Below are 13117 nucleotides of genomic sequence, written 5' to 3'. Positions count from 1 at the left end.
AATGAAGATAGAATTATGGATAAAATGATGAGATGTCGGTCTTTATATATAGGGTTATCATTGCTGTTGACAGCATGCTCTGCTTCTGATTTCGACGGGGGCTCTACTCCAGAGACATCCACAGATGAAGTGGTAGGGCAGACGGTATCTTTCACTGTTAATGAGGCTGTAAGTCGTGCTACCTCTACGATTGCTATGGATAACGATGGTCGTTTTGTATGTAGCATGTATTATCACTCTAAGAATGGGGATACCAATGATAGTGCCTATGATATGGCTGCAAGTTCTACAGCTTGGCTAAAGATAAATGCCAGTGGTACGCCTGTTTATTGGAATAAGGATTATACGACAGAGAATGTTACTACCAACGAGGATGGTGACGATACGAGTGCTGGAAAGTTTTATTGGCAAAACCGTTTGAGTCATGTCTTTCTGGCTCTTGCTGACTATAATCAGCTCACGACTAATACCTATAATTCGGGTGCTCAGGGTGCCCTGAAGATGTATCCTGATGGCGATAATAAGGATGATAAGACCCTGATGGTCAATGGTAACACATTAGCGAATGATAGTTCGATAAATGTTTACGATTTGACGAGAGGGGATAAGACGAGTATGGCCGAACAGCCTGATCCTATTGTTGCCCTTACCGCTCAGGTGCCTGCTAATTATATCAGCAATACAGTTGCGTTGACCTTTAAGCATCAGTTTGCTCAAGTACAGGTTAATGTTTTTAATGACCGTTCTGCCGACCAGTCTGTTAGTCTTACATCTGAACTGATTACGAAAGTAGAACTGATAGATGTTTCTACTGAGGGATATGTGTATAATCGAATCAATGAAGATGGTACTGTGAATGCCACTGTGAGCAATACGATAATCCCGAATGAAGATGATACGCCAGTAACCACATTCGAGATGTTTTCGATGAGTACTCCTGCATCGGGAGCTGTCAAGTCTTATCAGGCGATAGCTTTTGGCTCCCTTCGTAAGATACGTATTACTTGGAAGGAAAGTACAGATGATGATGCCATTGAGCACGTTACTACTTATACCCTGGATACGGGTAAAAACACGTTGGCAAGTGGTAAGAAGTATACCTATAATATCTACCTCATTCGTAGTTCGCTGGTATCGCTCAAACCAACCATTACCGACTGGACTTTAGATAAAACGTATTCGTCTGAAGCTACTATTTCAGACGATACAGAGGATTAACGCACAGTATAAATTATTATAGTAAGTATACATTATCATGAGCATACAAATGATGCAACATACGAAACTTATTGGTTCATGGCTTATCAGCCTTCTGGCGATGTTCCTGCTGACAGGTTGTGGTGAAGATATCACTGCCGAAGGTACAGATGATATTCTGGCAGGCGATGCTGTACAGTTTACTACCTATGTGCAGACTCCGGTAACCCGTGCTACTTCTCAGGACGAATTAACGGCTGAGATGAATTCCAACTATAAGATTATTGAGAGTGGTTATAAACTGTCGGTGTCTATGCTTCAGAAACTCACCGGTGTTTCTGAGGGTGAAGTAGATACATCGATTGTGGCTACGGGTACCTATACATCTACGAATAATGCCAATGGTATCTTGAGTGGTTCATCTTTATATTGGCCAGATACACAGAATCGTTATGGTTTTAAGGCTGAAGCGGGAAGTGATGTGATAGAAGCCGATCAGTCGCAGTATACAGAAGGGTATTTGCAGCAAGATAAACTCTTGGGGTTTGGTTATTTGCCTTTGTATTATTCAGATCCTAGCCAGATGGATCAGGTAGATGCTGCTAATTACCATACTGCCAAAGATTGGAAAGCAGGCATCAAGAGCTATAATAATATTACGGATAATAGTGATGCTACTAAGCGTATACCTTTATATATGAAGCATCAGCGTGCCAAGATTACCGTTATTCTGAAGGCAGCAGACGATTTTCCTGTAGAAGATTTACAGTATAATCAGTATCCTTCTGCTTTGTCTGCTACCATTTACTCGTATACAGAAGGTAAGGATGAAGCTGATGTCGAAATTTCTCCTTATACTTATGAATATACTTGGCCAGAAGGGCTTGAACATGCTGGTGATAAGACGACAGCATTTACTGCCGTAGTTAATCCTTACGATTATGCGACTCATTCTTCTAAGGTTATCATTCGTATTGTCATAGCCAACCAGAAGTTTACTTTTATGGCAGCCAATGAGGCTAATACAGAAAATAGTAGTGCCTATAATCTTACTGCTGGCAAGCATCTTATCATTACCGCTACACTCTCGCGCGATCAGCGTAAAGTGGCATTCACTGCCAATGTGCAGGATTGGGAGTCTGAACCGGCTGTCGAGGCGAATACCGATGAGTTTGGAGGTAATGGTAATACAATTCAAATTGTGGATAAGGCTACTCTGATAGAATTCCTTACTTCTACTACTGAGTATAATACTGCTGGTGGAGTTGGTGTCGTTGCTGCTGAATCTATTGATTTAGATGAGGATGAAGATTGGGATGGGACAAAATATCGACTCAACGGTACGTTGAATCTTGCTGGTGCAACGATTTTGACAAAGCATCAGATGCTCGATACGATTGCTTCTACGGGTAAATTGGTGAATGGTACTATTTCTGTTTCTGTGAAGGCTGGTTATTCTTTACCTTCTGCAGTGGCAAGTATTAATTCGGGTACTATTGATAAGTTGGATGTTGTAGCGGATAAGACCTCAAAGATTGCTCAAGCTACAGTTGCTGGTCTTGTAGAAAAGAATGATCAGGGTACGATTTCTAATTGTACATCCGATCTTCCGGTTTATGGTGAAGCTTCTGAGGCTTATGTCGGTGGTATTGCTGGTACATCTCTCAGTGCTACTGTAGATGGTATTACTACCCGTGCCATCATTGATAATTGTACGGTAAATGCCCGTATTGATGGAGCTAAGGGTGTCAAGGGTGGTGGTATCGTTGGTTCTGCCGATGGTAAAGTTACAAATTGTACCAATGATTATGGTATTACCTTACTGCAGAATGCTGATAACTTTAAGAATATCGTGCAGCATGCTGCTACTGAGAATACAGAATTTACGGGAAACGCATGGCCTACTATAGCAGATAATAATTTGAGTAGCGTGAATGTCGATAATGCTGTGGCTGAGTCTGATCGTTATACTGCAGTTATTGATCGTCAGGCTGAGTTGAGAGAATCGTTTACTTCATTTTATAATGCTGCGAATAATAAATATCGATTGGCTGACAGTTTCGAATTGAAGGACTGGAATCATTATAATAGCACGAATGGTTATGAGTCTACTGCGGATTCAATACATACCAAGTATAATGATTATAGTGCCAACTATCTGCTTGAAGGTAATCATAAGACGATTACGACCGATGGTATGATCTTTAATACTATCAGCAATGCGATAAGCAATCTTCAGGTGAAGTTGTCTGCTAACTTGATTGCAACTCCTCATACCACTTCTGGTATTCAGGATGGTCTTGATGGTTATGCTCCGGTGGCTTTTGCAGTAGCTGGTAGCAATGCTGTGCTGAGTAATGTTAACGTTACCTCAGATTACTATGTTCAGTCGGCTAACCCATCTGGAGTTGTGGTGTGGGCTTACGATGGAGCTACGATACAAAACTGCAAGAGTAATGTGCCTGTACAGGTATGGTTGGCGTCTACTGTAGACAAAGATGCTGACCATTTTGCAGGAGGCATCGTTGCGTCTGCTTATGATGCTTCTATTATGAGTTGTAGTTATTCTCGTGCTGATAATACGCTTTTCGTCAATACTTCTGCCGATTATACATCTACTTCTACCACAGGCGCTTCTACCGGTGTGGCTTATTATGGTGGTATTCTTGGTGGACCAAGTGCAAAGGGTTCTTCTGCTACAGGGACAATTCTTATTCAAGATTGTGCCAGCAATTTCAGTACTCCAACTACCACTAATGCGTATAAGGGTTCTATCTTAGGTACAGGTGTTTATAGTAGTAATACTTATATCAGTGCTGATTGTAGGGGTAACTGGTGGCCTGCTTTGTCTTATCCTGTAGGTACTGGAGGCGCATCCCTTGTTGGAACGAAGAATGCTGTTACACCTTCTTTTGAATAATTCGATTTTATGGATATGAATAAGAAATATAGTTATCTTTTGGTATTTGTTGCACTCCTCTTGATGGGGTGCTCAGACCATCTTGCTGATGATGCAGGAACGTCAGATACTGCCTTTGATGCGTCTGATATTCAGGTAGGTTCTGTCCAATTGACTACCGATGCTGATGAGGTTACGGCTACTACGCGTGCTACGGCAGCGGTCGATGTGGATTATTTGAAGGCATATCTTGAACGCGGACTTCCTATTCGCTATAGTCAGGAACTTACTCCTACTGCATTTCAGTTTGCTAATCTCCAATTGACGGGAGATGATTATACCATCACTGATTGGAAAACTGAAACGCCTGCGAAATGGCTCTATAATGGTAAGCACTATTTTCAGAGTACTGCTTGGCCTACAGCTATTATCGGTGCAACTGGAGAGGGTACTACCTTTGATGCGGCTGATCAGAGTGGTGATAACTATACAGCTCTGAGCGAAGCTTTAGCCATTTCACCTTCTTTTCAAGTGAGTGCTACAGTGGGTAAGATTACGATACCTTATTCACATCGCATGGCGCGTGTTATCGCTTATATTCTTATCGATCCTTCGATGAATACGACACTGAAGAATTATAAGGTCTCTTCATCGGGCGAAACGACTGATGCTGATGATCCTACGAATACGGGTATCCGTTTTAAGGGGGTTAAGGTGCTCAATTATCTTGACTCGCTTTCTACGAATCTGTCTCATGGGGTAAACGTATATTTTCCTCGATGGACTTCAGTAAAGAGTGTCATTCCACATTATGTGGGTGAGTTTGCGAGCTATGATCATGCTGGCCAGACGAATCTCGATGATGAGCGTTTTGTCTATTATTATGATAGCGAGAACAAAACGTATATTTTCCCGAGTGATGCCGAGGCTTGGAATAAAGCGAAGGCTTCTGTGGATAAACAAGAGTCTCAATATGAGGTCTTTGATTTAGGGGGTAAGGTTCCTGTTTACGATATTCTGGTTCGCCCTACTTACACGGCTAAGGATAGTGTGATGTATGATGAGCGCGAGGATACGGCTTCTGTTGCTGCTTTAACGAATAGTGTAGAGTTTGAACTTGAGTTGGAGAATGGCTTGAAATATACTAAGACGGTGAACATTGATCTTGATATGAATAAGGAAACTGTAATCTACTTGCGTATCGGTAAAGAGGCTGTTGATTATCAGGCGACTGGTCAGCTTAAATGGGAAGAGACTGTGGGTTCACAGGCTTATTATGGTCTTGATAATACTGCCGAATTTACGCTTTCGCAGGCGGGTAGCAGTTGGCAGCGTGCTTATACGAATACGTCTAACAGTGTTACCACGGTTGCCGATGCTCAAACTTACGATAAGCAGTATCTGAGTGATACTGACTGGGTAAGTTATTTCTTGAAAGCGACAAAAGAGAGAGAACATCACGGTGATTACTTTATCTTAAATAGTGATATCACCATCGATGTTAGTGAACTCCCTGCTGATTTCGTTTTTACGGGGCATTTGGATGCTCAGGGACATACGATTACGTTGACAGATTCTGAGAATACAGGTAGAACTTATATCTTTGATGGTATTAATGGTGAATATACTACTGTGCAAGAGAGCGATGAAACTCAGGAGTGGGTGGCTAATGTTCACAAAGAAACATATAATGGCGGTACTACCTATATTTGGGTGCCAACCAAAGGGTGGCGTGCCGAAGTTCTCAACACTGCCATTAGCGGTGGTCGTCTGTATAAAAGTAATGCTATCGTAACGGGTAATGTGAATAACTGTAGCGACGCATCGGGTGATGTGATTAATCATACCCCTACAACGTTGCCTACTTATTAAAGTATGATGAAGATGAAAAGATCAACGATATTTTTGCTATTGGCTACATTCCTGATGGTGAGTTGTAGCGAGAGCGATTTGGGAGGAAGTGAGCAGAATAGTCTTTTGGGCAAGGCTGTTAATTTCGATGCCTCTATCTCTGATGCCTTTGTTACGCGTGCCACATATTATCATGATGGTTCGTTTAATGAGGGTGATCATCTCACTATTTTCCGTCAGGAGGCTGTCAGTGGTAGTACTACTCAGTTTAGTTCTGATACCGAGATTTCTCGTGTTTATTCGCTTCAGGGTGAATATGCCAGTACGGTTAATCTGGGTACGAGTTGGAAAGTGTTGACGGGGGCTACGGGTACGTATGCTGACAAGAGGTCTTTTGTTCAAACGGCTGCCGACTCATTGGTATGGGAAAATGGCTCAACGGTTCGCTTCCGTGCTTGGGGACGTAGTAATCTGGCTAATGTCCTGAATAACTCGAAGACTAATAAGGCTTCTTTTTATCCTGACTATACCTTGTCGGATTGGATTACGGTATCTGGACCTACTGAGACGATCCCGATGAAATTACTCCATTTGGCTTGTCGTATCGGTTTTGCACCAAAGTCGGGTAACGAACTTGCTGGTATCGAACTCTGTACGAAGGCTTCTGATTATGTTGATGATACCGAGGAAGGGGGGCTTACGGCTGTAGAAAAGGCGAAAGCTGTCGAAGATGCTTATCACACGATGTGTATGCCGGCAGGTGTCAATATGACTAATGGTACGCTCTATAGTCTTACGCAAAATCATTATACCAATACTTCTGATTTCTCTACCATCGAGTCTTCTTCTGTTATATCTTCTGCTGCAGAAGACGGTCTTGTGCCTTTTGGCTTGTTGTCTGCTGATGAGATAGTTAATTTGGTGGAGCATCCACAATTTATGGCTGTTGATGGTCGACGCTATATGATCTCTATTCCGTATCTTATGGATAACGGTACCGATCAGGGTAGTTATATCCACCTTCCGGCTTATACTCGTTTCCGTGTCAGACTGAAAGATGTGAATAATGGTGACCAGGCGGCTACGACGAATACGGAGGGTTCTTATCATATTCTTACTATCGGTGAAGTGGAAAACAATGGTACCAAGGTTTTTGCTGATGGTATCGATTTGATGCCAGGGTATAGTTATCTTTTTACGGTTGGTTATAAGTATGGCAAGTTTACCATGTCGGTTAATGAAAGTCTTTCATGGACCGAGCAGGATGCGGTTGCCGCTGAAACGGCTTCTGCTGATGGTAGTATTGCGACAGCGAAGTATGATTGGTGGAAACGGGCTCTTTTTTATGCTTATACGAATCTTAAGAATGGTGTGACAAGCAGTTATTTGCCTGAATTTAAAATAGGTAGTGCTGAAGAATTCCTCGAGTTTATTCATCTCGTTAATGGTACGGCTGCTACCTATACCAGTGGACTTACCCTGAATGGTGAACCTGAAGAAATTTTGGAACCGAATGCTACTTGGACGAAAGATGATGAAACCGATGAAGAGGGTAATGCTGTAACCGTTACCGAGAACGATGCTCCAGGATATGTGTTCTATTGGCATTATCAACCTGCCAGCAGTACTACTGCGGCTAAGTTTTACCGCTCTTATCTCACAGGTCCGTATTCGTTCTATGAGAAGAATTTGAATACCAAACCTCATTTTAAGATTACGCTTACTGCCGATATCGATTTGCAGGATGTGGAGATACCTGCTATCGGTAATAGTGCGGATCATCCTTTCGAAGGTGTCTTTGATGGTGCCGGGCATACGCTCAAAAATGTTTATGTCAATGGTGGTTGTCTCTTTGGTTATGTGAAGGGGGCTGCTATCTCTAATCTGAAGATAGAGAGCAACCATACTACTTCACTTCTCAACACTGCTACAGCCGATAAGGAACATGCGGTGTATATTGCAGGTGTATCTGTGAATGCTCCTACTACTCATGCGATTGCACATACAGTGACAGGTTTGGGGTATGTCGTAGGGTGTGTTCATGAGGGAACTGCTTCTGGTGCTTTGGTGGGTACAGCTAGTAATCTGTATATGTATGGTTGTATGGAGACGGGTAGTGGACTTACTTCTGGTACGGGTGCTCTTCTGGGCGGTTATGCTTCGGGCAGTACTGCTTTCTTTGCTCCGTTGTCATCATTGACTTGGGGGCGGTTCATGTGTAATTATTATGATACGCAGCGCTCTACTGGTGTGAATGCTGTAGGTACATCTTCTGTAACTTATTTGCCACAACAGTATATCCGTGGTGCACATTCTCATGTGCTGAAGGCTAAGGTTGATAATCTGCTTAGTGGTGATGTTAATTATAATTCGCTCACAAGTCGACAAAAAGAGGAAATGTACGGCTTGGCACCATGGAAGGCGATGAACTATGCTATTTATAAGTATAATACATCGGTTATCGGACAGTCTTATCCTTGTAATATGCAGTATAATGCCGGTGCCAGTCTTATTTACGACAACCGTTATCCGCAGTTATCATCAGGTGCGCCAAACAGTGCCACTTATTCTGCTTCTTCTTATAATGTCTTGCTCCAAAATAATTAAGTCAATGAAGAAATTAGCATATATTCTTATGTCAGCTCTTGTCTTGGTATCCTGTTCGCAGAATGAGGATTTGCAGACTGTATCGTCTGAAAAGGGCTTAACTCTCACCACTTCTGTTTCTGCTTTCGATGGTGAGGAAACAACTCGTGCCACGGTAGATAGTACAACTTTCTTTGCGGGTGAACGTATGAAACTGAAGGTTATTTGCCCGTTTGTTTCTACTACTGAGATCGGGGAGACGACCTGGGGGCATAGTAGTGACGGATTCTGGCTTATGAAGTGGGATGATAGTGATAGTTCATGGATTAATCTTACGACCATCGATGATGTTGATGTCGAAGGGAAGTATACCGTATCTACTCCTTGGAGTATTTTTGACCAGTATGAGGCACAGCAGACTCCTTATGTCTATACTGCTTCTACTTGGTCTGAGAATGTGGAGTTTCTTGCTCCATCGGGCAGTCTTATCAATCAGTATAGTTATGTGTTCTATGCCGATCAAAGTCTGCTGGCTAATTATCAGAAGTCTGATTTGCTTTGGGCGCAGACGATTATGCAGACGGGATCATATCGTGTTCACCTCGATTTTCAGCATGTACTGAGTTGTGTGCAGGTCACTGTAGCTGATGCAAATCATGTATTGGATAATACTACCCCGGTTGTGACATTAGAGGGAATGCCTGATATCGATCAGCAAGAGATTGTGGTGGGCGATTACTATGCAGATCGTAGTAAGGATAATGCTACCAGCTATAATTATAAGCAGAAGTCTACTTGTTCGCAGCAGGATAATGGTAAAGTATTAGGTATTGCTGTGAATGGTGATTCTCAGGCTTCTGTTGTCGCTTTTACAGATGCAAGTATCAGTCAGCAGGCGGTATATACCGCTTATCAGGTCGCTACTAATACATATCGCATTCTTGTGCCGCCATGTACCTTAGCTACTTCGCCTGTACTTTGGCTTCGTGCTGGCAGCAAGCGCTATAAGCTCACGTTGAATACGGTTGCTGCTCTGGGAGGTGAGGGCAAAACTTCGGCTGCTTCTTGTGTTTTTGAGCAGGGTAAGTTATATAAGATTGAGATGACTATAACCGAGTAAAAGATGAAAATCAGATTATCATATATTGCTTTATTGACAACTGTCATGTTACAGGCTTGTAGCACTGACGGTGATTTGTTGGGTACTGGTGATAGTGACCCTCAGGAGTTGAAAGGTATCACAGTGAGTATCATGGGCAGTAGTCTTTCTTCTACTCGTGCCACGGCCACCACGCCTGTTATTGGTGTAGAACTGGGTCGCAATAGTTTTGTTGCCGATGATCAGCTCATGCTTACCACTTTTAAGCGTACCAGTAATGCTATTGATCAATTCTCTTATACTGATAAGGAATATGTCTATTCAGGGACAGCCTGGAGCATGGCAACCAAAGAAAAACTATATTGGACGGATGCTGTCAGTATGCATACGATAGCAGGTTATAGCTTGCCTTCATCCGATTATTTCTGGGCAACGGGTATTTTAAGTGATACGGAAACCAAGTGTTATTATGGTGCTCTGGGTGGTTCCTACATCAATGGAAATTTGGTCTTGCCGGATACGGTAGATTATTCAGCCGGCAATACTGCTGTTCAGGCACAGGATCTCTTGTTGCTTCATAATGCAGCTTTATCACCTGAAGAAAACCAAACTGCTGCTGCGCTCGAAATGAAACATGCCTTGAGTAGTGTTCGTGTCAATGTCAACGTCGATGATTATTCTTCAGGTTCTTCTTCTGTTGATTATAATGAGGTAACCATTTCTGATGTCATCATCAAGAATCAACCTGTTTTCTATCGCTGGAATCAGGTTGGTGATAGTGTTATTTCTTCTACCTCTCAGGATGATATTAGTACGATTGCTGAGGCTGACTATTCTTCAGATACGAAGCGTATGATTAAGTTATGGCAGGCTTCTAGTACTGATGATGCTAAAACGGGTACCAAAAGTGAATCTTTCTATGGTCTTGTTGTGCCTCAGACTAAAGAGTATTATAATTATTATGCTAAAGAGGGTGTCGTGACGGTTCAACCGGTGCAGATCTCTTTCACGGTAAGTTATCCAAATGCGAAGACGGGTGAAGTAGAGAGCCATACCTATACGACTTCGGTGTATGGTAGCAATTCGAGTCAGGTGTATTTCAATCCTGGTAAATGTACTACGATTGATATCAATATGAATCATAAGAACGAGAAGTTAACAACGACCGTAACGTTCCAGGATTGGCAGTTTGTTGCTACCCCAGACCAGGGTGAACTGGTGAAGGTTACCAATTATCTTTCATCGGCAGATTTCACCAAAGTCTATACGCCTGCGGATGTTAAAGCAAATGCTTCGCTCGATGCTACTTGGCTTCATTCTAGTGGAAATTCGTATGCTGATGAGGCTGGCAATGATGGTTCGGTAACTCATCCATATCTCATTAATACGCCCGATCAGTTGCTTACTTTGGCCAAGATGGTCAACACGGATGGTGTTACCTTTGAGGGTAAATATATTGTTCTTAATGCGGATATCATTATGCAAGCGTCTTCTGATTCAACGAAGGTTGAAAGTAGTAAGAGCAGTAAGTCAGCTGTCGTATGGCCTGGTATCGGAACGGAAGAACATACTTTCCAGGGTACGTTCTGGGGAGCTAATCGTTATATTCATCGTTTGTATGGTAATCCTCTCTTCACCGCCATTGGTGCTTCGGGTAATGTATCGCGAGTGCAGTTGCATAGTATCAGCGTAGCGGGTGATGGTGTTTTGGCGAATACGAATGCCGGTATGATAGCTGGTTGTCGAATACTTGGAGATGCCACACTTACCGGTACGGGTTCAGCTCAAGGTGCAGCCGTTGGTACGAATTCTGGTGATATCGTAGCTTGCTATCATGTAGGTAATACTCAGGGAGTTGCGACTCATGTGGGTGGTTTGGTAGGAAGCAATACGGGTAGTCTGACAGGTTGTTACCATACGGGTACTGTCACGGGAGGCTCTGTGCTTGGTGGTATTGTTGCCGTCAGCTCTTTAGCATCAGACAAGTTTATTTATGGTTGTTATTACAATAGTACACTCTTTACCACAGGGGCTTCAATAGAAGGGGTAACGGGTTATCCGAGAAATACGATGGTAAGCAGTGGTTTTGTTACAACGCTTAATACTGCTCTGAGTGAGAAAGGCTACACGGATTTGGATTTCGAATTCCGTCCGGCTAATTATCCGAGTTTGATAGATACCTATTAATAGAAACTGCGCTCATCATAGCTCTTATAGAGCATGATCTCGATTTTTGCATCTCAATAGGTAACCGTAGTTACCCTTATTGATCCATACCAATAAATCCCATTTACATCGAAGTAAATGGGATTTATATTTGTATTTATTTATATAAATATTTGCTATATCTGTTATTTAAGCCATCTTGGGTCTCCTACTTGAGATGGCATAGATACGGTTAAGCCTTCTGCTGTGCTTGTAATTGTAGCTGTGCCTTCTACGCTGTTCTTAACCGGCTCATTTGGATCACCTGTTGTTTCATTCTCTCCTGTATTGACACCATCAAAGTTGAATAAGTTTCCAGAAATATTCCATGTAGGGTTAGTACCCTGAGCACCACCATTCAAACCTTTAATAACTTGGCCATTCTTACCGCAGTCGACAAATACGCTGTTTTCTACATTGTATACTAACCATTTTTGGTTAGATTGGCGATGAGAGAAGAAGTTTTTCGATTTAGCGAGATTATAGAATGTAGAATTCTTGATATTGAACGTTTGGGTACCGTTTTCTTCTATTTCAGTAAGCTTTTGACCACTTTGAGAAGAATACATACTCTTAGTCGTAGGTACATTACCCCAAATCGTAGAGTTCTCAATAGTCAAAGTCTTAGCACAACTACCCTTGGTAAAATCAATGGTAGTAGCATCACCTGCCTGCTCAACGAGACTGTTGACGATATTAAAGTTGGTAATGAGATAATCCTTAGCGCTTGAATAGAAGAGCGCTTTCTTGAGTCCTGTTACGGATACATTCTCGAAGTCGATAGCTTCTATAGTAGTAACTTGCTCGTTTACAGTATTCAAACTGATCAGTGGGGTAGTGGAAGCTGTTGCATCAATTGTCACATTACTCAACTTGAAATTGTTGTTGACAATGAAACCTCCATTCTCGCCTAATACAAGATGAGCAGCAGTACTGTTGGCTGGTGTCAAAATCGTAATCTGTTTGCCTGAAAGATCGATCGTCTCATTAAGAGTCAGGTTGATACCTGGAGCCAACTTAATAACGGTAGCTTCAGCACCAGCATCTTGAATAGCCTTTACCAGATCATCAATTGTAGTAATATATGAACCTGTTGTTTCTTCTGTTCCAGGAGATACTGGGTTATCTGACTTACTACAAGAAACAAAACTTGCTGATCCAGAAATCAACAATGCAGCTACTAATGTTTTGGCTATTGAAAATCGTTTTTCCATAATATTATAAATGTGTTAGTTTAATAATGTATAGCTCAGAAGATCAGACAGCTTCATAAGCAATTG

The 13117-nt window shown here is 42.2% G+C and carries 7 protein-coding genes; 6 read left to right on the top strand and 1 reads right to left on the bottom strand.

Features of this window, described 5'->3' with window-relative positions; genetic code table 11:
- Positions 1-15 precede the first annotated feature (15 nt).
- Genes L6471_RS02855 through L6471_RS02830 form a run of 6 tightly spaced genes read left to right on the top strand, consistent with a single transcriptional unit; the run spans position 16 to position 11819 of the window.
- Positions 16-1218 carry a fimbrillin family protein gene (locus tag L6471_RS02855; protein WP_237796792.1) on the top strand — a complete coding sequence of 401 codons (1203 nt, stop codon included), beginning with the start codon at positions 16-18 and terminating at the stop codon, positions 1216-1218.
- 37 nt (positions 1219-1255) lie between these two features.
- Positions 1256-4117 (top strand): fimbrillin family protein, encoded by a 2862-nt coding sequence (locus L6471_RS02850; RefSeq protein WP_237796791.1) that lies wholly within the window; start codon positions 1256-1258, stop codon positions 4115-4117.
- Between the two features lie 15 nt (positions 4118-4132).
- On the top strand, positions 4133-5968 hold the full coding sequence (locus tag L6471_RS02845) for a hypothetical protein (RefSeq protein WP_237796790.1): 1836 nt from the start codon (positions 4133-4135) through the stop codon (positions 5966-5968).
- 3 nt (positions 5969-5971) lie between these two features.
- Positions 5972-8554 carry a hypothetical protein gene (locus L6471_RS02840; RefSeq protein WP_237796789.1) on the top strand — a complete coding sequence of 861 codons (2583 nt, stop codon included), beginning with the start codon at positions 5972-5974 and terminating at the stop codon, positions 8552-8554.
- 4 nt (positions 8555-8558) lie between these two features.
- Positions 8559-9653 carry a fimbrillin family protein gene (locus L6471_RS02835; protein ID WP_237796788.1) on the top strand — a complete coding sequence of 365 codons (1095 nt, stop codon included), beginning with the start codon at positions 8559-8561 and terminating at the stop codon, positions 9651-9653.
- 3 nt (positions 9654-9656) lie between these two features.
- Entirely contained in the window at positions 9657-11819 is a 2163-nt protein-coding gene (locus tag L6471_RS02830; protein WP_237796787.1) for a fimbrillin family protein, read from the top strand.
- 164 nt (positions 11820-11983) lie between these two features.
- Here the strand turns inward: L6471_RS02830 and L6471_RS02825 are convergent, their stop codons facing one another.
- Positions 11984-13051: a DUF4957 domain-containing protein gene (locus tag L6471_RS02825; RefSeq protein ID WP_237796786.1), complete on the bottom strand. Its 1068-nt coding sequence runs from the start codon at positions 13049-13051 to the stop codon at positions 11984-11986.
- Positions 13052-13117: the final 66 nt, after the last annotated feature.

Origin of the sequence: Segatella bryantii, assembly GCF_022024215.1 — a bacterium.
GTDB lineage: Bacteria > Bacteroidota > Bacteroidia > Bacteroidales > Bacteroidaceae > Prevotella > Prevotella bryantii.
The sequence above is the reverse complement of the archived record's forward strand: the minus strand, read 5'-3'. Positions and strand labels throughout refer to the sequence as shown.